Genomic DNA, 22,056 nt, shown 5'->3' with positions numbered 1-22,056 from the left:
AGCTACTTTTGTGCAGCCATTGTTTGAATTCGCTCGACAATGGCTTTAACACCATTCCCTCTAGATGGGCTTAAATGGCTAATCAAACCAAGCTTCTCAAACTCTTCAAAAGCATTAATTGATAGAATCTGCGTAGGTGTTAAACCATTATATAGTGACAAAATGAGTGCTAATAAGCCTTTGACGATCCGAGTATCAGAATCACCGACAAGTACGATGCAGCTCTCTTCAAGGTCAAAGTCTAAATACAACCATACTTTGCTCTCACAACCAGGTACAAGTGCATCGTGTGTTTTTAAAATGTCAGGCATAGACGGTAATAGTTTCCCTAGTAACATAATCTCACGGTACTTTTGTTGCCAGCCGGGTGCATTTTTCAGGGTTTGTGCTATTTCTTTAAACGTTTTATTCATTGCTTATCTACTTTTAATCTAATAAAGCGATGCATTCGTGCAGAGCATTAATGAAAATATCTATATCTTGGTGAGTATTATAAAAACAAAAACTTGCCCGTACACTGCCGTTGATACCCAGATGTACCATTAAAGGTTGGGTACAATGGTGGCCGCTACGAACGGCAACACCAAATCCATCAAGTAATGTCGCAATATCGAATGGGTGTTCGTCTTTGTAATTAAAACAAATGGTACCAATATTATGTTCTAAATTACTGTAAATTGTGATGCCATCGATTTCGTTTAATTTATTAACCGCATAGTTAAATAGCCCTTGTTCATAGTCGTAGGCTGCATTCTTATCAAGTTCAGAAAGATAATCTAATGCGGCAGAAAACCCGATTACACCTGCAATATTTGGTGTGCCTGCTTCAAACTTGGCAGGTGCATCGCGAAACGTGCTGTTGAAAAGGCTCACCGTTTCAATCATTTCTCCACCCGTTTGATAAGGCAGTAAGGCGTTTAAACGCTCATACTTACCATACAGGCCACCCACGCCAGTTGGACCAAGCATTTTGTGTGCAGAGAACACATAAAAGTCACAATTGAGTATATTTAAATCAGGCTGTAGGTGCATCGCGCCTTGAGCACCATCGACGACAGTGATGGTATTAAAACCTTTTACAGTACTAAGCAGTGGGCTTAGGTTTGTTATATTTCCCAATGCATTTGATGCATGAGTGAGCGCAAGCACGGTTGGTTTTATTTGTTTTAAAAATTCAATACAGGCTGACATATTGAATGTTGCATCCGCTTCAAGCGGTAATATATGTAATTTAGCACCAGTTTTAAGTGCTAATTGTTGCCAAGGGACGATGTTTGCATGGTGTTCAAGTGGGGTAATAACGATACTTGAATTTTTATCAAGTTGTTCAGTTAATCCACAAGCAATTAGGTTTAATGCCTCAGTAGCACCTTTAGTCCAAACAATTTCACGGCTTTGCACATTAAAATATTGGGCAACTTTATCACGCGCTTTTTCGTAGGCTGTTGTTGCTTGTTCACTGAGTGAATGACGACCTCTATGAACATTTGCATTCTGCTGTGTGTAAAAAAGCTCTGTCGCAGCAATAACCGATTGGGGTTTTTGTGATGTTGCAGCAGAATCAAGGTAAACAAGAGGTTGGTCGTTTATTTTTTGTGTTAAGAGTGGGAAATCAGCACGAATTTTTTCAACAGCAAACATAAAAAAACCAAACAGTAAAAGTTGCTGGAATTGTAATGGCTTTAAGATAATTCTCAACTGTTAATAGTAAAAATCAGCAACAAAAAAGGCCGCTAAAGCGACCTTTTTGCGATAATTTAATTATTAACGCTTATCAGTTGATACGTAATCACGATGTGTGTAACCCGTATATAGCTGACGTGGGCGGCTGATCTTATGACCAGGCTGAGATAGCATCTCATCCCAGTGAGTGATCCAACCAACCGTACGTGCCATTGCGAAGATCACAGTGAACATACTTGTTGGAATACCAATTGCTTTTAAGATAATACCTGAGTAGAAATCTACGTTAGGGTAAAGTTTCTTCTCTACAAAGTACGGGTCTTCAAGTGCAATTTGCTCAAGTTTCATTGCAATATCAAGCAATGGATCTTGAATATTAAGCTCTGCAAGTACTTCATGACACGTTTGACGCATTACTGTTGCGCGTGGATCGAAGTTTTTGTAAACACGGTGTCCAAAGCCCATAAGGCGGAAAGGGTCCGCTTTATCTTTCGCTTTAGCGACGTATTCATCGATGCGGTCAACTGAACCAATTTCTTCTAACATGTTTAAACATGCTTCGTTAGCGCCGCCATGTGCAGGGCCCCAAAGAGATGCAATACCCGCTGCGATACATGCATATGGGTTAGCACCAGATGAGCCAGCTAGGCGTACTGTTGACGTTGAAGCGTTTTGTTCATGATCAGCGTGAAGCATGAAGATTTTGTCCATTGCTTTAGCAACAACAGGACTCACGTTGTATTCTTCAGCAGGGACAGAGAACATCATATGTAAGAAGTTTTCAGCATAGCTTAAGTCGTTACGTGGGTACACGAACGGTTGGCCAACGTTGTATTTGTAAGCCATTGCAGCAATTGTTGGTAGCTTAGCAATAAGTTTAACAGCACTTGTTTTACGTTGTGTCGCATCCGTAATATCAAGGTCTTCATGATAAAAAGATGATAATGCACCGACAACACCACACAGCATAGCCATTGGGTGAGCATCAAAGCGGAAACCCTGAAAGAAGTTTGCAATTTTTTCATCAAGCATAGTGCTATGAGTGATTTCTTTTGCAAATTCAGTGTATTGTTCTTTAGATGGTAACTCACCGTTCAATAGTAAGTAACATAACTCAACATAATCTGAGTCTTCAGCTAATTGCTCAATTGGGTAACCACGGTGAAGCAAGATACCTTTGCCGCCATCAATATAAGTAATTGAAGATTCGCAAGAACCAGTCGACATGAAACCTGGATCATATGTGAAATGACCGTGTGCACCTAACGTGCGTACATCGATTACATCTTGACCTGCAGTACCTTGGTAAATTGGAAGTTCGATTGGATCTAGACCATCAATATGGACTGTGGCTTTTTTATCCGCCATCTATTTATCTCCTATTAAGATAACAACTCTGATTGTTATGTTCTGAATTTGTTTAAGCACATTCTTTTCATTTTAACGTGAAAGAGGGGGTTAAAGTCAATTTTTATAAACATTATGCACAAATGTATAATAAATATTCTGAGAGGATTAAATATTATACCATTGGCTAATTCGCAAATATCTCTAATTAAACAAGAATTGTAAAAAGACCGTTGGCTATATATACTATCGAAGGTTTTATACCGTATTGTCTGTAGGTAAACGTTATTTTTACATGTGATTTTTGCAAAAATGTGAACTTTTCTTGTGTTAATAAAGTTTATTTAGATAGTTCCATCAGAAAAATTCATTTTTGGTGGGTTTAGAAAAACAAGTAGATGAGCTCCTAAGTGGGCAAGATGGGCAAGTAACTGTGAAAAAGCAAAGACCTGTAAATCTAGATCTAACAACTATATCTATGCCGGCAACGGCTAAAGCATCAATATTTCACCGCGTCACCGGTGTTGCATTATTTTTTGCTTTAACGTTTGTCATTTGGGCTTGGTCAGAGTCTCTTTCTTCAGCTGAAGGTTTTGAATTCGTCAAGGGTCTGTTTAGCGGATTCATTGCCAAATTCATAGCTTGGGGCACCATTTCTGTATTGGCGTATCACCTTATCGGCGGTATTCGTCATATCATTATGGATATGGGACATTGGGAAGAACTTGAATCAGGTAACCTCAGCGCTAAAATTGCTATGGCACTTGGCGTTGTGGCTTCCGTATTAGCAGGGGTGTGGATATGGTGTTAAATCAAGCAACTCTTAAGCGTGATGGCGTACAAGATTTCGTATCTTTACGTACCACGGCACTCGTAATTACCGCGTATGCGATTTTTATTATTGGCTATTTTTTAGCGTCGCCAGAAGTCACTTACGAAGCATGGCAAGGCCTGTTTTCAAACCTAGCAATGAAAGGGTTTACGCTAATTACCCTGGTTTGCATTATGGTTCACACCCGTATTGGCCTTTGGCAAGTACTAACAGACTATGTTAAATGCGCAAAGTTGCGTGCTGCTTTAGGGTTTGTATTAAACCTTATGGCCGCGGCGTACGTAGCTATTGGTCTAATTGTTTTATGGGGTGTTTAAGTGAAATATTCTGTTCGTGAATTTGATGCCGTCGTGATTGGCGCAGGTGGTGCGGGTATGCGCGCAGCACTTGCAATCACTGAATCAGGTAAAACCTGTGCACTTATCTCTAAAGTTTTCCCAACCCGTTCGCACACTGTGTCCGCACAAGGTGGTATTACGGTTGCGTTGGGTAACTCACATGAAGATAACTGGGAATGGCACATGTACGATACTGTTAAAGGTTCCGATTTTATCGGCGATCAAGACGCTATCGAATATATGTGTAAAACAGGACCTGAAGCCATTACTGAATTAGAGAACATGGGTTTACCATTTTCTCGTTTTGAAAATGGCCGTGTTTACCAACGTCCTTTCGGTGGTCAATCGAAAAACTTTGGTGGTGAGCAAGCCGCACGTACAGCAGCTGCAGCTGACCGTACAGGTCATGCGCTACTACACCTTCTTTACCAACAAAACGTTAAAAATAAAACCAATGTATTCTCAGAGTGGTATGCATTAGATTTAGTTAAAAACGATGATGGTAATGTTGTTGGTTGTACTGCGATTGATATTGAGACAGGTGAAGTTGTTTACTTCAAGTCAAAAGCGGTTGTATTAGCAACGGGTGGTGCGGGTCGTATTTTTGCATCAACAACTAATGCACACATCAACACTGGTGACGGTGTTGGTATGGCAACACGTGCTGGCATCTCAATGCAAGACATGGAGATGTGGCAATTCCACCCTACTGGCATTGCTGGCGCGGGTACACTTGTTACTGAAGGTTGTCGTGGCGAAGGTGGTTATCTTTTAAATAAAGATGGCGAGCGCTTCATGGAGCGTTATGCACCGAACGCAAAAGATTTAGCGTCACGCGACGTAGTTGCGCGTTCAATGATGACGGAAATTCGTGAGGGTCGTGGTTGTGATGGTCCTTGGGGTCCACACATTAAACTTAAGCTTGATCACCTTGGTGAAGAAACGCTTAATTTACGCCTTCCAGGTGTTTGTGACCTTGCGAAAACATTTGCACACGTTGATCCTGCTAAAGAACCAATTCCAGTAATCCCTACGTGTCATTATATGATGGGTGGTGTTCCAACTAACGTAAATGGTCAAGCGCTACAAATCGACGCCCAAGGCAACGAAAAAGTAGTTGAAGGATTATTTGCAGTAGGTGAAATTGCCTGTGTATCTGTACACGGTGCAAACCGCTTAGGTGGTAACTCATTACTTGATTTAGTTGTTTTTGGTCGTGCAGCGGGTAACTTCCTTGGCACATACTTAAATGATGTTGAAGTATCAAAAGATGCGTCAGAATCAGATTTAGATGCGGCTCTTGCTCGCTTCAACCGTTGGGAAAACTCAGCTGTTGGTCAAGGTGAAGATCCAGTTCAAATCAAGAAAGACCTACAACAATGTATGCAACTTAACTTCTCGGTATTCCGTGAAGGTGAGTCTATGGCTGCGGGTCTGCAAGAACTTAAAGAAATTCGTGAACGTTTGCAACATGCGCGTCTTGATGATAAATCATCAGATTTCAATACTGCACGTATCGAATGTCTTGAATTAGATAACATGATGGAAACAGCATACTCAACAGCAGTTGCTGCAAACTTCCGCACAGAAAGCCGTGGTGCGCATTCTCGCTTTGACTACCCAGATCGTGATGACGAAAACTGGTTATGTCACTCAGTTTTCAATCCGGTAACGGATGAAATGAGCAAGCGTGATGTAAACTATGCGCCTAAACTGCGCGAAGCATTTCCACCTAAAGCACGTACCTACTAGGAGCGAGACGATGGCACAAGTACAATTTTCTGTTTATCGTTACAATCCAGATGTTGATAACGCCCCACGTATGCAAGAGTATACTTTGCAAACGGAAGAAGGCCACGACATGATGGTATTGGACGCACTTTTATTATTAAAAGAGCAAGATCCAACCTTATCATTTCGTCGTTCATGCCGTGAAGGCGTGTGTGGTTCTGACGGTGTCAACATGAATGGTAAAAATGGTCTAGCATGTATTACACCTTTATCTACGCTGCAAAAAAATGGCAAAGGTAAAATCGTAGTTCGTCCATTACCAGGCTTACCTGTGGTACGTGACCTTGTTATTGACATGAGTCAGTTCTACACTCAATACGAAAAAGTAAAACCATATCTAATTAATGACACGCCAGCGGCGGGTGAACGTCTTCAAACGATCGAAGAACGTGATAAGTTAGATGGTCTTTACGAATGTATTCTGTGTGCATGTTGTTCAACATCGTGTCCTTCGTTCTGGTGGAATCCAGACAAGTTCATAGGTCCTGCTGGCCTTCTTCATGCTTACCGTTTCTTGGCTGATAGCCGCGATACGGCAACAGAAGAACGTTTAGCTGACTTAGACGATGCGTTCAGCGTATTCCGTTGTCACAGTATCATGAACTGTGTTAGCGTTTGTCCTAAAGGTCTTAATCCTACTAAGGCAATTGGACAAATCAAGTCAATGCTATTGAACCGTTCGGTTTAAAAGTATTGTAAAAAGTAAGGTGGCTGATGTAAGTTAGCCATCTTGTTATATAACAATTAATTTCTGCGCTAAAGAAAAGGGCTTATAAATGCACGAAGGTGTGATGAAGGCATGGCTAGAATCTTCACATTTAAACGGCGGAAACGTTGCTTATGTTGAAGAGCTTTATGAAGCGTATTTAGATGATGCGACTTCTGTGCCAGAAGAATGGCGAGAAGTGTTCGAACAATTACCAAAAGTAGATGGTGTGGATGTTGACGTTAAGCATTCAGAAGTTCGTGCACAATTTGCGGCGCTTGCTAAAAACAAGCATAGAGAAGTAGTGGTAACACAAAGCAATGGTGGAGACCTTAAACAGGTTAAAGTACTCCAGCTAATTAATGCTTTTCGTTTCCGCGGTCACCAAAATGCTAACCTAGACCCATTAGGGATATGGCAGCGTGAACGCGTTCGAGACTTAGAACTTGAATACCACGACCTATCTAAAGCTGATTTTGACCGCGAATTTAACGTGGGATCGTTTGCCGTTGGCCGCGATACCATGCCTTTAGGTGAGTTATATCAAGCTCTGATGACCACATATTGTGGCTCTGTTGGCGCTGAGTATATGCACATCACATCCACTGAAGAAAAACGCTGGTTACAACAACGTTTGGAATCAGTGCAGTCGCGTCCGACTTTCAGTAAAGATGAAAAGTTGCGTATCCTAAAAGGGTTAACCGCAGCTGATGGTCTGGAAAAGTATTTAGGGGCTAAGTTCCCTGGTGCAAAACGCTTCTCACTTGAAGGCGGTGATGCATTAGTACCGATGCTAAAAGAATTGATTCATCGAGCGGGCGAAAGCGGTCAACAAGAAGCTGTCATTGGTATGGCTCATCGCGGTCGTCTAAATGTGCTTATTAATGTTTTAGGTAAAAACCCATCAGAGTTATTCGATGAGTTTGCTGGTAAACATAAAGAAACACTGAGCTCGGGTGATGTTAAGTACCATATGGGTTATTCGTCTGATTTTGCTACCAAAGGTGGCAATGTTCATATGGCGCTTGCTTTTAATCCATCTCACCTTGAAATTGTAAACCCAGTTGTAATGGGTTCAGTTCGTGCACGTTTAGATCGTTTAAACAGTGAGAGCGGTTCAAAAGCGTTACCAATTACCATTCATGGTGATTCTGCAATTGCAGGGCAAGGCGTTGTACAAGAAACCTTTAACTTATCGCAAACAAATGCGTTTAGTTGTGGTGGTAGTATTCGTATTGTAGTCAATAACCAAGTTGGATTTACTACAAGTAAACAAGACGATGTTCGTTCTACAGATTACTGTACCGACATCGCAAAAATGGTCCAGTCACCGATTTTCCACGTTAACTCTGATGATCCTGAAGCCGTTGCATTTGTAACTCAAATCGCACTTGATTTCAGAAATCAATTTAAACGTGATGTAGTCATCGACTTAGTTTGTTATCGCCGCCATGGCCATAATGAAGCGGATGAGCCGAATGCGACTCAACCGATCATGTACCAAAAAATTAAAAAACACCCAGTACCACGTTTAATCTATGCAGATCAACTAACAGCGGAAGGGTCATTCACTGAAAGTGAAATTAAAGCATTAGCTGACGATTACCGTAATAGCTTAGATGACGGTCACTGTGTTGTTGAAGAGATTCAAAAAGAAACATCACATTCTTCTGATTGGGCAAAATATGTAGGCCATGAATGGAATGTAGAATACGATGCAAGCGTATCAATAGAAAAACTTAAAGAACTTGGTACAATTGTCGCTAGCTACCCTGAAGGGCATAAAGCGCAATCACGTGTTAAAAAGATTTATGATGATCGTAAATTAATGGCAACAGGTGAAAAACCACTCGATTGGGGTATGGCAGAAACACTTGCTTATGCAACGATTGCATCTGAAGGCACAGATATTCGAATGACTGGGCAAGATTCAGGGCGTGGTACGTTCTTCCACCGCCATGCGGTTGTTCATAACCAAACAGATGGTTCTACCTATTTACCACTGCAAAACATCAGTAAAGATCAAGGCACTTTCCAAGTATTCGATTCAGTTCTTTCTGAAGAAGCTGTTGTTGCCTTTGAGTATGGTTATGCAACAGCTGAGCCTACATCATTAGTTATTTGGGAAGCTCAGTTTGGTGACTTCGCCAATGGCGCGCAAGTTGTATTTGACCAATTCTTAAGCTCTGGTGAGCAAAAATGGGGCCGCCTATGTGGTCTTACAATTTTGTTACCGCATGGTTATGAAGGTCAAGGTCCAGAACATAGTTCGGCACGTTTAGAGCGTTTCTTACAATTATGTGCCGATCACAACATGCAAGTATGTGTACCTTCTACACCAGCGCAAGTATATGCAATGCTGCGTCGTCAGTCAGTAAGACCACTTCGTCGTCCATTGATTGTAATGACACCAAAATCTTTACTGCGTCACCCACTTGCAACGTCCACGTTAGAGGAGTTGTCAGAAGGTGTATTCCACAATATGATTGATGAAATCGATGATATTGACGCGGCTAAAGTTGAACGTGTTGTATTTTGTAGCGGTAAAGTATATTACGAGCTACTACAAGAACGTCGTAAACTTGAACTTGATAACGTAGCTATTGTGCGTGTTGAACAGTTATACCCATTCCCACATGATGAAATGGAAGCCATTATGGCCCGTTATCAGCATGTATCTGATTTTGTTTGGTGTCAAGAAGAGCCACAAAACCAAGGTGCTTGGTATTGTTCACAACATCACTTTGTAGAGGCAATCCCACAAGGTGCGAAGCTTAAATATGCTGGCCGTAAAGCATCAGCTTCTCCAGCATGTGGTTATATGTCAGTGCATACAAAAGAACAACAAGCGCTAGTCGCAGACGCGCTTACTATTGAAAATAAAGGATAAGCAATGAGCACAGAAATTAAAGTTCCTGTTCTTCCTGAGTCGGTTGCTGATGCTTCCGTTGCTACATGGCATGTAAGTGTTGGCGACAAAGTATCTCGCGACCAAAACTTAGTAGACATTGAAACAGATAAAGTGGTTTTAGAAGTTGTTGCACCGCATGACGGTGTGATCACTGAGATTTCGCAAGAAGAAGGTGCTACCGTACTTGGTGACCAAGTAATCGGTCTAATTGGTGATGCTGATGCAGCAGCGCCTAGCGAAGACGCGAAGAGTGAAGCAGCACCTGCTTCTGATAAACAAGACAATGCGCCAGTGGCGCCATCAGCACCAGCCTCAGAAGGTAAAGAAGTGGACATTAAAGTACCTGTACTTCCAGAATCAGTCGCAGACGCGACAGTAGCTACTTGGCATGTTCAACCAGGTGACGCAGTTTCTCGCGATCAAAACTTGGTTGATATCGAAACAGATAAAGTTGTTCTTGAAGTTGTTGCTCAAGAAGATGGCATCATGGGTGAGATTATTCATGCAGAAGGCGATACTGTACTTGGTGAACAAGTTATCGGTAAAGTGCAAGCCGGTGGTGTAGCTGCCGCTCCTGCTGCAAAATCTGATGCTGCACCAGCTGCAGAAGCAAGCGATAGCTCAGATGTGTTAACACCATCTGTACGTCGTTTAATTGCTGAAAAAGGCCTAGACGCTGCTAAAATTAAAGGCACAGGCAAAAATGGCCGTGTAACGAAAGAAGATGTTGATACTTTCTTAAAAGCACCAGCACCAGCGGCCAAAAAAGCAGAGGTTTCTGCTCCAGTTGCACCTATGGGCGATCGTACACAAAAACGTGTGCCTATGACGCGTTTACGTAAAACGATCGCAACACGCCTTCTTGAAGCTAAAAATTCAACTGCAATGCTAACAACATTTAACGAAGTAAACATGGAACCAATCATGAGCCTTCGTAAGCAGTATCAAGAAGTGTTTGAAAAGCGTCACGGTATTCGCTTAGGTTTTATGTCTTTCTATGTGAAAGCAGTGACTGAAGCACTTAAGCGCTTCCCTGATGTAAATGCATCGATTGACGGTGACGATATCGTTTATCATAACTATTTTGATATCAGTATTGCAGTATCTACACCTCGTGGTTTAGTGACACCAGTACTTAAAGATTGTGACAAGCTATCGGTTGCCGAAATTGAAAAAGGTATTCGTGAACTAGCCCTTAAAGGTCGTGATGGTAAGTTAACGCTTGCTGATATGACAGGTGGTAACTTCACTATTACTAATGGGGGCGTATTTGGTTCATTACTATCTACACCTATCATTAATTTGCCACAGTCGTCAATTTTGGGTATGCATAAAATCCAAGACCGTCCAATGGCTGTAAATGGTAAAGTTGAAATACTTCCTATGATGTATTTAGCACTTTCTTATGACCACCGTATCATTGATGGTAAAGAATCTGTTGGTTTCTTAGTAACTATTAAAGAGTTACTTGAAGATCCAACACGCTTATTGCTAGATGTTTAATCTAGTTGTATGAAATATGAGCTGTGAATGAACATTCACAGCTTTTTTTTTGCGCCTTTGGTCGTACTGGGGTTTTCATGTTAAGCCTTGGGATCTATACTAGGTGCGCAATTTGGGATAGCTGTCTGTTTATAAAAATAGTCAGCTCTTTTAGTATAAAAAATTGGATAAAGCATCATGAATTTGCATGAGTATCAGGCAAAACAACTTTTTGCCGAATATGGTTTACCAGTTTCTCAGGGTTTCGCATGCGACACACCTGAAGAAGCTGCAGCAGCTGCTGAGAAAATCGGCGGTGATATGTGGGTTGTTAAAACTCAGGTTCACGCAGGTGGACGTGGTAAAGCTGGCGGTGTAAAGCTAGTTAAAACTATCGACGAAGTAAAAGCGTTTGCAGCTAACTGGTTAGGTAAAAACCTAGTTACTTACCAAACAGACGAGAAAGGTCAGCCAGTTGCTAAGATTTTAGTAGAAAGCTGTACTGATATCGCCAACGAATTGTACCTTGGTGCAGTTGTTGACCGTGCATCTCGCAAAGTTGTTTTCATGGCGTCTACTGAAGGCGGTGTTGAAATTGAAACTGTTGCTGAAGAAACACCAGAGCTTATCCACAAAGCTGAGATCGATCCGTTAGTAGGTCCTCAAGCTTATCAAGCCCGCGAATTAGGTTTCAAATTGGGTCTTAACCCAGTGCAGATGAAACAGTTCGTTAAGATCTTCATGGGTCTTGGTAAAATGTTCACTGATTTTGATTTCGCATTACTTGAAATCAACCCGTTAGTAATCACAGACGAAGGTAATCTTCACTGTCTTGACGGAAAAATCGGTATCGATGGTAATGCACTTTACCGTCAACCTAAAATCCGTGAGTTCCACGATCCATCTCAAGAAGATGCACGTGAAGCACATGCAGCAAGCTTTGAGCTTAACTACGTAGCCCTTGATGGTAACGTTGGTTGTATGGTTAACGGTGCGGGACTTGCGATGGGTACTATGGACATCGTAAACCTACACGGTGGCAAACCGGCTAACTTCCTAGATGTTGGTGGCGGCGCGACTAAAGAGCGTGTTTCTGAAGCATTCAAAATCATTCTTTCTGATGATAATGTTAAAGCTGTTTTAGTAAACATCTTTGGTGGTATCGTTCGTTGTGACATGATCGCTGAAGGCATCATTGGCGCAGTTAAAGAAGTAGGCGTAAACGTTCCAGTAGTTGTACGTTTAGAAGGTACTAATGCTGAACTTGGTCGTGAAGTTCTGGCTAAATCTGACCTTAATATCATCGCTGCTGAATCACTAACAGACGCTGCTGAAAAAGTAGTTGCTGCTGCGGAGGGCAAATAATGTCTGTATTAATCAATAAAGATACAAAAGTTATCTGTCAAGGTTTCACTGGTGGTCAGGGTACTTTCCATTCTGAGCAAGCACTTGAGTACGGTACTCAAATGGTTGGTGGTGTAAGCCCTGGTAAAGGCGGTCAAACGCACCTTGGTCTTCCAGTATTCAACACAGTTCGTGATGCAGTACAAGAAACAGGCGCAACTGCGTCAGTTATCTATGTACCAGCGCCTTTTTGTAAAGATGCAATCTTAGAAGCTATCGATGCTGGCATTGAGCTGATTGTTTGTATCACTGAAGGTATCCCTACACTTGATATGGTTGACGTTAAAGTTAAACTAGATCAAACAGGTACTCGTATGATCGGTCCTAACTGCCCAGGTGTTATCACTCCTGGCGAAACTAAGATTGGTATCATGCCTGGTCACATCCACAAGCCTGGTAAAGTAGGTATTGTTTCTCGCTCTGGTACTTTAACGTACGAAGCAGTTAAACAAACTACTGATGCTGGTTTTGGTCAGTCTACGTGTGTTGGTATTGGTGGTGATCCAATTCCAGGTACTAACTTTATCGACGTTTTAGAAATGTTCGAAAAAGATCCACAAACTGAAGCAATCGTAATGATAGGTGAAATTGGTGGTACTGCAGAAGAAGAAGCTGCAGAGTACATCAAAGCTAACGTAACTAAACCTGTTGTATCTTACATTGCTGGTGTTACTGCACCAGAAGGTAAGCGTATGGGTCACGCTGGCGCGATCATCGCAGGCGGTAAAGGTACTGCTGATGAGAAATTTGCTGCATTAGAAGCTGCGGGCGTAAAAACTGTACGTTCACTTGCTGATATCGGTAAAGCATTGAAAGAAAAAACGGGTTGGTAATAACCAGTTAATTTCTTTTAAAAAGGCTCGCTTTTATCGCGGGCCTTTTTTAATGTAAAAATATTAACGTTAATATTTTTATTTTGATCTTCATAATCAATTACTTGCTTAGCACCTACCTTACTTTGATAAATAAGCAGAGTAAATGAATAAAACTGTACTTATTAGGTACGCTAGCATTAATTTAAACTGGCGTTATAATAGCCAACTGTTTATTAATAATTCTAAGAAAAAAGCAGTAATGCGAATAATTCATTTTTCATTTTTTTGTGTTTGCGTAGTATTCACTCCGTTTTTATTTGCAATGGGTTCCCAGCATATTGATTTTTTGTCTGTAGAAAAAACAGCGATGGCACACCCTAATGAAGCAATTAAACGTTTAATTTTATCACAAGATGATAAAAGCTTACCTGATACGCAGCACGCCTATAATAATACATTGCTTGCTCGCCTTTATCTTTTTCAGGGGGATATCGATCTCTCTAAAGATACATTTGAACTCGCATATCAACAGCTGCCAAAAACGGATAATTGGATCCATGGTTACTGGCTCTTATATCGCAGTATTTTTTCTCTAGAGCAAGGGCAGTTACCACAAGGGCTTAGGCAAATTAAGCTATCTCAAGAGGCCTTTGCAAAAGCAAATGATTATGAAATGATCGTCAGAGCTATCTCTATTGAAGGTGTACTTTTACTATGGCAAGAGGAATACCCTAAATCAATAGAGATCATTGAAAATGCTTATATTGAAGCAAAAACTGCAAAAATGTCCACAACAACAATGTTGTATATTTATGACAGTCTCGCAGCATACTATTCAACTATGTCGCTATTTGAGCAAGGAATACAGTACGCTGAAATAGCCGCTGAGCTTGCAACAAATAACGGGGATATTGTCAATGGTTTACCAATCCTTTATACATTATGCATAACTTACTCCCGTGCAGAACAGCTGGATTTGGCGTCTGCGTGCTATGAAAAAATGATCACACTTTCGGCAAGTGTAAAAGCACCACGTTATTTATTTTGGGCTCCGGCTGGTAAGGCACGTGTTGCATTAAAGCAAAAAGATTATACGCAAGCGTTACAGTTGTTGTATCTTGCTAAAAATTACGTTTATAAAGTGATTATTAACCCTGCTCATATTATTGCTTTGAATAATAATTTTGCGCGTGTGTTTTTAGCACTAGAGCAGCCAGAGCAAGCGCTTGAGTATCTACATGAGTCAGATAAGTTACTAGCGAATTATGAGCGACCACTAAATAACCGTTATATGCGACAAACTTTAGCACTCAAAGCGCAGAGTTACGAACAGCTTGAGCGTTTTGAAGAATCGTCAAAATCACTCTGGTTTTATATAAAACTTAGTGATGAAGCAAAAGAAACCACGCAACAAAAATTAGAGCAAGAAGCGCGCTCTAAATTTGAATCAACCCAACAAGAAATTAAATTACAGCTAGCAGAAGAAAAACTAAAAAATCAGCAAATCGCATTAGATAAATTGGCAAAAGAGGGGCAACTAAACACGGCTTACTTGGTTATTGGTTTATTAGTTATTGTGAGTATGTCTATTTTTGGATTTAATCAGCACCGCGCTTATGTAAAAAGCCAACAGCGTGCAAATACAGATCCATTAACGGGTGCGTGTAATCGGCGCTATATACTCGATTTTATTGTTCAGCAGCTCATAGATAAAGAGCGCTTTTTTTCTGTCGCCATTTTAGATATCGATCACTTTAAACAAGTTAATGATAACCATGGCCATGATATTGGTGATCAAGCGTTAATAGGGTTTACCACTTTATTGCAGACTCAATTAGAGAATACAGCATGTAAATTTGCACGTTTTGGCGGTGAAGAGTTTATAGTCGTTATGCCCGATTTTGATTTAGAGGCAGCTCATGAGTTTATAGCTAATTTATGCACTTGTTTAAAATCTTTAAATTTAACAGATAAAAATATCACATTAACCAGTAGTGCTGGAGTTGCACAAAGGCAATCAGGGATGGCACTTAATACGTTATTAAAAGTAGCGGATACAAATTTGTACAAAGCAAAAAATACAGGAAGAGACAAAGTATGCAGCTAACAAATACGGCTTAACGTCGGGGATTGCTTGCTTACTGCTTACTTTCGTATTTTACCACCCCTTTAATTTATCATTTTCATTACTCAATCAATTTTTACTATTGCCCGACTTAAGTCGTCGTTTATCTCAAAACTATTTGCACAATGAATTAGCTCACGTACTGTAGTATTTATTACAATAAAAATGAGTACGGATTATGTTTAATCGAATGACTAGCAAAGTAACGATTTTAAATTATACATTGGCGTTGAGCTCCTTATTTATAACTACATCAGCATTGAGCGAGCAGCTTAACTATCAAGATCAGGAAAAACTACACCGTATTGCTGATGCTGTTTCTGCCAAGCGTATTGAAAATGATATTCAGAGTTTGGTTAATTTTGGTACTCGCCATACATTATCTGATACTCGCTCAAGCACTCGAGGTATTGGGGCCGCGCGACGATGGATCAAAGCTGAGTTTGAAAAAATATCAAAGCAATGTGGTGGTTGTTTGCAGGTTATAGAAGTAAAAGAGACGATCTCAGGTGAAAAGCGGATCCCCACACCTGTTGAGGTCGTAAATATTATTGCAATACAACGCGGCACGTCAGAGCCCAATCGTATGGTAGTGATGTCGGGTGATATAGATTCACGAGTTAGTGATGTAATGGATTTTACTAGTGATTCACCGGGGGCGAATGATAATGCATCGGGAGTTGCAGGTGTCCTTGAGTCGGCTCGTGTTCTATCACAGTATAAGTTTAATGGCTCAATTGTCTATGCTACGCTTTCAGGGGAAGAGCAAGGTTTGTTTGGTGGTAAAATTTTAGCTGAATATGCAAACAAACAAAGGTGGCAAATTCACGGTGTACTAAACAACGATATGATAGGTAATATTACGGGTATTAATGGTGTAACAGATAATACAACAGCCCGAATTTTCTCAGAAGGCACGCGGGTTATCGAAACCAAAGAGCAAGCACATAAACGCCGCTTTACTGGAGGTGAGGTAGATTCTGCAAGTCGTAACTTAGCGCGTTATATCGACACAATAGCCGATCGCTATATCCCTAACCTAGATACTCTATTAGTGTATCGACTCGACCGCTTTGGCCGAGGTGGGCATCATAGACCATTTAATGACATGGGCTACGCCGCAGTGAGAGTTATGGAAACCAACGAAAACTATAATCATCAACATCAAGATTTACGTACTGAAGAGGGTGTTGTTTATGGTGATACAATAAAGGGTGTTGATTTTGATTACACGGCCAAATTAACGGCATTAAATGCTGTAAGTTTGGCATCTATGGCATGGGCACCAGCGCCACCAAAAGCAGTTACTATATCTGGAGCTGTACAGGCGAGCACCACTTTAAAATGGCAAAAAAATCAGGATAAAACGACGACTGGCTACCGTATTTATTGGCGTTACACTAGTGAACCTCAGTGGCAGTTTAGCCGTTATGTAGGCGATGTAAGTGAAGCGACACTCACTAATGTAGTGATCGACAATTATTACTTTGGTGTAGCCACAGTAAATAAAGAGGGTCTTGAATCACCTGTTGTATTTCCAGGAGATGTGGGGGCATTTGAACACGTAAATAACTGATAATAACTTTACCCTAGAGACGCTTTGTTTTGAACAGTACCATCTCCACTAACTATTAATTCGCTATAGATGAATTAATAGTTAGTTTACCAGCCTTTCACTAAAGATTTTTTCAAGTAGAAATAATTAAATATTAATTTTAATAATGCTAAAGTGGCTCGCAGATTATTACTCAAGGGGCATAGATTATGAGTCACAAATTAGATCATGTTTATTTTAATATTTAACACATCAAACTTTTTTGAAACGGAAGAATAATTATGAATTATATCCATAGTACAATTGCACAATTAAAAAATAGCAGCCCTGCACAATGTGAGTTTTATCAAGCTGTAGAAGAAGTACTTGAATCACTTGAAGCTATCTTAGAAAACTCAGCGAAATATAAAAAAAATGCCATTATTCAACGCTTAGTTGAGCCCGAACGTCAAATTATGTTTAGAGTTCCTTGGGTTGATGACGAAGGAAATATTCAGGTAAATAAAGGCTACAGAATTGAGTTTAACTCTGCGCTTGGCCCTTATAAAGGAGGCTTACGTTTTCATCCGAGTGTAAATGCTAGCATAATTAAATTTTTAGGATTTGAACAAATTTTTAAAAATGCACTCACGGGGTTGCCGATTGGTGGAGGCAAGGGAGGCGCTAACTTTGACCCTAAGGGGCGTTCAGATGCTGAGATTATGCGCTTTTGCCAATCATTCATGAGTGAGCTTTATCGTCATATTGGTCCTACAACCGATGTACCCGCTGGAGATATTGGAGTAGGGGCGAGAGAAATAGGTTATTTATTTGGTCAATACAAGCGTTTAACAGGACGCTATGAAGGCGTATTAACAGGTAAAAGCTTATTGTGGGGCGGATCGCTTGTGCGTAAAGAAGCAACTGGATACGGTGCCGTGTATTTTGCTGATTATATGCTGCAAGCGCGCGGTGATAGCCTACAAGGTAAGCGCTGCGTAGTCTCGGGCGCGGGTAATGTTGCTATTTATGCTATGGAAAAACTCTATCAAATGGGGGCAATTCCTCTAAGTTGTAGCGACTCTCGTGGCACTGTTTATCATGAGTTAGGTATAGATTTAAGCCTCATTAAATGCTTAAAAGAGCAATCACGTGATTGCTTGAGTGCTTACAAAAAAACTCATCCTGAGGCAATTTATATTCCAGTAAGTGATTACCCTGAAAATGGACATGCTGTTTGGCGTTTTAATGCTGACGCTGCTTTTCCGTGCGCCACACAAAATGAGTTAACAGAGGCTGATGCAAGTGCTTTATTAGCAGGTGGTTGTATATTAGTAAGTGAAGGCGCAAACATGCCCTCTACCAAAAAGGCTATCGACTGCTTTCTTGCTGCAAAAATTGCGTATGGGCCAGGTAAAGCTGCGAATGCGGGCGGCGTTGCAACAAGCCAACTAGAAATGGCACAAAATGCGAGTATGCAAAGTTGGACCTTTGAGGAAGTTGATGAAAAGCTAAAACAAATTATGAAAAATATATTTGTCACTGCTAACGATACCGCGATAGAATTTGGTGAGCCTGGAAATATTTTACTAGGCGCTAATATTGCAGGCTTTAGGCGTGTAGCCGATGCAATGATTGAACAAGGCGTAATTTGATCATCAGTTTAACAAATCGTTTGAATAATGTACTTGACGTGTTTAACTTGAATTGATTCGCATGTAATTTTAAAACTAGTCATTAAGTTGAAGGTATTATGGCTAGTTTTAAATATTAACGTCATTAATGAACTATAACCCTATAAAGCGAGGCTATAACAGCGTAGGATCAAGCTACTTTCGAATGAAAAATAGGTTTGCACTTATTGGGTGCATTAACACAAAAAATTATGCAACTAACTGCAAAACCATCACTTCCTAATGCGTTACTCATTTCTATTAGTACACCGCAGTTTAAAGGTGACGAAGCAACTGAATCACTTTCAGAACTTGCTCGTTTGGTGACTACTTTAGGATTTAAAGTAGTGGGCACACAATCACAAAAGCAAAGTTCTACGCAAAAAGTTAATGTACTTGGCTCAGGTAAACTAGCAGAAATAGCACACCTCACCGGTAATAAAGGAATGGTTGAAGACGAACTAGCAGATGATTTACTCGATGAAGTTCCTTTAACTGAAATATCGTCAGAAATTCCATCAGATGAACTTGATTTTGCGTGCGCTGACGTAGTGGTATTTGACTGTGATTTAACCCCTTCTCAACTACGTAATGTTGAGAACCAATTAGGTGTAGAAGTATTTGACCGCACTGGCATAATTATTGAAATATTTAGTCGTCATGCGCGTACTAAAACAGCAAAATTACAAGTGGAAATTGCTCGTCTTAATTATGTAGCACCACGACTTCGTGAAACATCAACAGGTGATAAAGAACGACAAATGGGTAAAGGTGCTGGTGAAACCACGCTTGAGTTAAATCGTCGTAAGGTACGTGATCAGTTAGCAGAACTAAAGCGCGAATTGGTAAGTGTTCAAGATGTAATGATGGACCGGCGAACGCAGCGATCTGAGCTATTCTCAGTGGCTTTAATTGGTTACACCAATGCTGGCAAGTCATCCATGATGCGTGCAATTACAGGCAGTGATGTGGAGGGCGAAAACAAACTATTTGCAACGTTAGATACCACTGTTCGGGCGCTGTATCCAATTACACAGCCTCGTATACTTGTTTCAGATACGGTCGGTTTTATTAAAAAATTACCTCATGATTTAGTTGCTTCATTTCATTCAACATTAGCAGAAGCGCATGATGCGTCATTATTGTTATATGTCGTTGATGCATCTGATCCTTCATTTCGCTCACAGCTTGATGTAGTGCATAAAGTTCTGGCTGAAGTTGGAGTGGAAGGCAGTAAAAAGTTACTGGTACTGAATAAGTCAGATCAATTAAGTATTGAGCAACAGCAATCGCTAATGGATGAATTTCCTGATGCGATGATGACATCTACGCGTAACCCAGATGATATCAGCAAACTGCATAAGTACATTATTGATATTGCTCAAGAGGACATGATTGAAGAAGAGGTTGTTATACCGTATACCGCCAAAGGTATCGTGGGCGAAATTCGATCCAGTATGAGTGTTGTTAAAGAAGAATATGAATACAGCCATATCAAATTAACGGTGCGCTCAAGCGCGATTGATTTAGAACGTTTAAAAAAGAGAATGCTGAATTTATAACAAATTCAATATTTAAAAAGCACAGCTGATTGGCTGTGCTTTGTTGTATTTAGCGTGGTGAAGCTAAGAGAAAGCTTTGTCGCTGAGTTCTGCTTGCATTTGTTCTCGCATTTTAAATTTTTGCAGTTTACCTGTTACAGTCATAGGGTAGTTTTCTACAAAACGGATATGTCGTGGCATTTTAAAGTAGGCTAGCTTGTCTTTTAAAAACACACGAATCGCTTGCTCATCAAGTACAGCATCCTCTTTCGGTTGGATCCACGCACACACTTCTTCACCATATTTTTCATCTGTTATACCAAATATTGCAGCATCTTGAATACCAGGATAGGTATAGAGCACCTCTTCAATTTCTCGAGGGTAAATATTCTCGCCACCGCGAATAATCATATCTTTAATGCGCCCAACAATAGTGACAAACCCTTGCGTATCCATAACACCTAAATCGCCAGAGTGCAGCCAACCGTCTTGATCGATAGTTGCAGCTGTTTTTTCCTGATCATTCCAATAACAACGCATAATTCCTGCTCCGCGACTACATATTTCCCCTGGTAATCCTATTTTTTGCAGTTTTCCGACTTCATCTATTATTTTTACTTCTGTATGCGCTAAGGCACGCCCTACAGTCGTTACTTGTTTCTCAATTGACGAGTCTATTTCAGTTACATTATTAATCGGGCTACATTCTGTTTGCCCATATCCAATCACAACCTCATTCATATGCATGAGTGACTGTACTTTGCGCATCACTTGCTCTGGGCAAGTCGAGCCTGCCATTATTCCGGTGCGTAAACTAGATAAATCAAAACGGGAAAAGTCCTTAAGTTCAAGTTCAGCAATAAACATTGTAGGCACGCCATGCAAGGCAGTACATCGCTCTTTTTCTACTACTTCGAGGGTTATTGTTGGATCGAATGATTCAGCAGGAAATACCGCTGTAGCGCCTTTACTAATACATACCAGATTACCTAACACCATACCAAAGCAATGGTATAAAGGCACCGGGATACATAGCTTGTCATCTGCTGTTAAACGCATGGCATTGGCCATTAGAAAACCATTATTTAAAATGTTTTTATGAGACAGTGTTGCACCTTTTGGACTGCCTGTTGTACCCGATGTAAACTGAATATTGATATCTTGCTCTGGTTTTAAAGTTGCTGCGAGCGTGACAAGCGCTAATTTTTGCGCATCAGTTGGCATATTCATTATTTGGTTAAAACTAAACATTCCTGGGGCTGCTTCATTACCAATCCGAATAATGTTTTTTAGATAGGGGAGGTTTTTTGCATTGAGCATACCTGGCTCAGTATGTTCGAGCTCTGGAAGCAATTCATTTAGCATAGCAAGGTAATTACTCGCTTTGAAACAAGATGCAGTGATGAGTGTTGAGCATTCAACCGTATTAAGCGCAAATTGTAACTCGTTTGGACGATATGCAGGATTAATACATACCATAATGGCCCCAATTTTAGCTGTCGCAAATTGGGTTAAGCACCACTCTAAGTTATTTGGAGACCATATCCCAACTCTATCACCCGGCTTTACACCTATCGATAGTAGACCCATGGCCAATTGATTAATTTTTTGTTGATATTCTCTATAACTTAATCGAATGTTTTGGTGATGAACTACAATTGCAAGATGTTCGGGGTTATTGTCGACAATGCTGTCAAAGTAATTACCTATCGTACTCTCTATCAAATCAGGGGGTTGTGATCCTCGGTACTGGCTAATTACCAAGTCATTCATATCATTGACTTTATTCTGCGCATTTTTTACAGGTCTATTGTTGTCATTTACTTGCATTGTGCGATCTCCATGTCATGTTGTGTGAGTATACAAAAACAAGA

General features: G+C 40.6%; 16 protein-coding genes. 12 read left to right on the top strand and 4 right to left on the bottom strand.

Annotated features, from left to right (window positions below; all coding sequences use genetic code 11):
* Window positions 1–2: 2 nt before the first annotated feature.
* From HJP15_RS12765 to HJP15_RS12755, 3 genes are all read right to left on the bottom strand, one after another.
* Window positions 3–413, bottom strand: a complete 411-nt coding sequence (locus HJP15_RS12765) for a SufE family protein (RefSeq protein ID WP_054204716.1) — start codon at window positions 411–413, stop codon at window positions 3–5.
* A 13-nt stretch (window positions 414–426) separates the two neighbouring features.
* Entirely contained in the window at window positions 427–1,641 is a 1,215-nt protein-coding gene (locus HJP15_RS12760) for a SufS family cysteine desulfurase (RefSeq protein ID WP_170173933.1), read from the bottom strand.
* A 123-nt stretch (window positions 1,642–1,764) separates the two neighbouring features.
* The gene (locus HJP15_RS12755) at window positions 1,765–3,051 is read right to left on the bottom strand and encodes a citrate synthase (protein WP_054453066.1); all 1,287 of its coding nucleotides are present in this window, start codon (window positions 3,049–3,051) and stop codon (window positions 1,765–1,767) included.
* Between the two features lie 412 nt (window positions 3,052–3,463).
* Between HJP15_RS12755 and sdhC the strand changes: the two genes are divergently transcribed.
* The 12 genes from sdhC (at window position 3,464) to hflX (ending at window position 20,203) form a co-directional block, all read left to right on the top strand.
* Window positions 3,464–3,841 (top strand): succinate dehydrogenase, cytochrome b556 subunit, encoded by a 378-nt coding sequence (gene sdhC, locus HJP15_RS12750; RefSeq protein WP_082355599.1) that lies wholly within the window; start codon window positions 3,464–3,466, stop codon window positions 3,839–3,841.
* On the top strand, window positions 3,832–4,179 hold the full coding sequence (gene sdhD / locus HJP15_RS12745; RefSeq protein ID WP_054204713.1) for a succinate dehydrogenase, hydrophobic membrane anchor protein: 348 nt from the start codon (window positions 3,832–3,834) through the stop codon (window positions 4,177–4,179). The genes sdhC and sdhD overlap by 10 nt, the downstream gene beginning before the upstream one ends.
* Complete coding sequence (gene sdhA, locus HJP15_RS12740; protein WP_054204712.1) at window positions 4,180–5,952, top strand: succinate dehydrogenase flavoprotein subunit; 1,773 nt, start codon at window positions 4,180–4,182, stop codon at window positions 5,950–5,952.
* Between the two features lie 10 nt (window positions 5,953–5,962).
* Complete coding sequence (locus HJP15_RS12735; protein WP_054204711.1) at window positions 5,963–6,679, top strand: succinate dehydrogenase iron-sulfur subunit; 717 nt, start codon at window positions 5,963–5,965, stop codon at window positions 6,677–6,679.
* Window positions 6,680–6,767: 88 nt separating this feature from the next.
* Window positions 6,768–9,587, top strand: a complete 2,820-nt coding sequence (locus tag HJP15_RS12730; protein ID WP_054204710.1) for a 2-oxoglutarate dehydrogenase E1 component — start codon at window positions 6,768–6,770, stop codon at window positions 9,585–9,587.
* Between the two features lie 3 nt (window positions 9,588–9,590).
* Window positions 9,591–11,111 (top strand): 2-oxoglutarate dehydrogenase complex dihydrolipoyllysine-residue succinyltransferase, encoded by a 1,521-nt coding sequence (gene odhB / locus HJP15_RS12725; protein ID WP_054204709.1) that lies wholly within the window; start codon window positions 9,591–9,593, stop codon window positions 11,109–11,111.
* A 177-nt stretch (window positions 11,112–11,288) separates the two neighbouring features.
* Window positions 11,289–12,455 carry an ADP-forming succinate--CoA ligase subunit beta gene (gene sucC, locus HJP15_RS12720; protein ID WP_007375754.1) on the top strand — a complete coding sequence of 389 codons (1,167 nt, stop codon included), beginning with the start codon at window positions 11,289–11,291 and terminating at the stop codon, window positions 12,453–12,455.
* Complete coding sequence (gene sucD, locus HJP15_RS12715; protein WP_054204708.1) at window positions 12,455–13,327, top strand: succinate--CoA ligase subunit alpha; 873 nt, start codon at window positions 12,455–12,457, stop codon at window positions 13,325–13,327. The genes sucC and sucD overlap by 1 nt, the downstream gene beginning before the upstream one ends.
* A gap of 145 nt (window positions 13,328–13,472) precedes the next feature.
* Entirely contained in the window at window positions 13,473–15,416 is a 1,944-nt protein-coding gene (locus HJP15_RS12710; RefSeq protein ID WP_054204707.1) for a GGDEF domain-containing protein, read from the top strand.
* Window positions 15,417–15,612: 196 nt separating this feature from the next.
* Complete coding sequence (locus HJP15_RS12705; protein WP_054204706.1) at window positions 15,613–17,010, top strand: M28 family peptidase; 1,398 nt, start codon at window positions 15,613–15,615, stop codon at window positions 17,008–17,010.
* A gap of 260 nt (window positions 17,011–17,270) precedes the next feature.
* A complete protein-coding gene (gdhA, locus tag HJP15_RS12700; RefSeq protein ID WP_170173932.1) occupies window positions 17,271–18,623 on the top strand; it encodes an NADP-specific glutamate dehydrogenase in 1,353 nt (450 codons plus the stop codon).
* Between the two features lie 230 nt (window positions 18,624–18,853).
* The gene (gene hflX / locus HJP15_RS12695) at window positions 18,854–20,203 is read left to right on the top strand and encodes a GTPase HflX (RefSeq protein WP_170173954.1); all 1,350 of its coding nucleotides are present in this window, start codon (window positions 18,854–18,856) and stop codon (window positions 20,201–20,203) included.
* 63 nt (window positions 20,204–20,266) lie between these two features.
* Here hflX and HJP15_RS12690 read toward each other — a convergent pair whose 3' ends face one another.
* A complete protein-coding gene (locus tag HJP15_RS12690) occupies window positions 20,267–21,955 on the bottom strand; it encodes an AMP-binding protein (RefSeq protein ID WP_502706985.1) in 1,689 nt (562 codons plus the stop codon).
* Window positions 21,956–22,056 lie beyond the last annotated feature (101 nt).

The organism is Pseudoalteromonas sp. NEC-BIFX-2020_002 (genome assembly GCF_013002825.1).
GTDB lineage: Bacteria > Pseudomonadota > Gammaproteobacteria > Enterobacterales > Alteromonadaceae > Pseudoalteromonas > Pseudoalteromonas neustonica.
Note: the sequence above shows the minus strand (reverse complement) of the source record. Positions and strands in the feature narration are given on the sequence as shown.

Excerpts from the sequence above, each read along its gene's own strand:
- HJP15_RS12765 (WP_054204716.1), bottom strand. The coding sequence starts at position 413 with ATGAATAAAACGTTTAAAGAAATAGCACAAACCCTGAAAAATGCACCC.
- HJP15_RS12760 (WP_170173933.1), bottom strand. The coding sequence starts at position 1,641 with ATGTTTGCTGTTGAAAAAATTCGTGCTGATTTCCCACTCTTAACACAA.
- HJP15_RS12755 (WP_054453066.1), bottom strand. The coding sequence starts at position 3,051 with ATGGCGGATAAAAAAGCCACAGTCCATATTGATGGTCTAGATCCAATC.
- sdhD (WP_054204713.1), top strand. The coding sequence starts at position 3,832 with ATGGTGTTAAATCAAGCAACTCTTAAGCGTGATGGCGTACAAGATTTC.
- HJP15_RS12735 (WP_054204711.1), top strand. The coding sequence starts at position 5,963 with ATGGCACAAGTACAATTTTCTGTTTATCGTTACAATCCAGATGTTGAT.
- HJP15_RS12730 (WP_054204710.1), top strand. The coding sequence starts at position 6,768 with ATGCACGAAGGTGTGATGAAGGCATGGCTAGAATCTTCACATTTAAAC.
- odhB (WP_054204709.1), top strand. The coding sequence starts at position 9,591 with ATGAGCACAGAAATTAAAGTTCCTGTTCTTCCTGAGTCGGTTGCTGAT.
- sucC (WP_007375754.1), top strand. The coding sequence starts at position 11,289 with ATGAATTTGCATGAGTATCAGGCAAAACAACTTTTTGCCGAATATGGT.
- sucD (WP_054204708.1), top strand. The coding sequence starts at position 12,455 with ATGTCTGTATTAATCAATAAAGATACAAAAGTTATCTGTCAAGGTTTC.
- HJP15_RS12710 (WP_054204707.1), top strand. The coding sequence starts at position 13,473 with ATGAATAAAACTGTACTTATTAGGTACGCTAGCATTAATTTAAACTGG.
- HJP15_RS12705 (WP_054204706.1), top strand. The coding sequence starts at position 15,613 with ATGTTTAATCGAATGACTAGCAAAGTAACGATTTTAAATTATACATTG.
- gdhA (WP_170173932.1), top strand. The coding sequence starts at position 17,271 with ATGAATTATATCCATAGTACAATTGCACAATTAAAAAATAGCAGCCCT.
- hflX (WP_170173954.1), top strand. The coding sequence starts at position 18,854 with ATGCAACTAACTGCAAAACCATCACTTCCTAATGCGTTACTCATTTCT.
- HJP15_RS12690 (WP_502706985.1), bottom strand. The coding sequence starts at position 21,955 with ATGAATGACTTGGTAATTAGCCAGTACCGAGGATCACAACCCCCTGAT.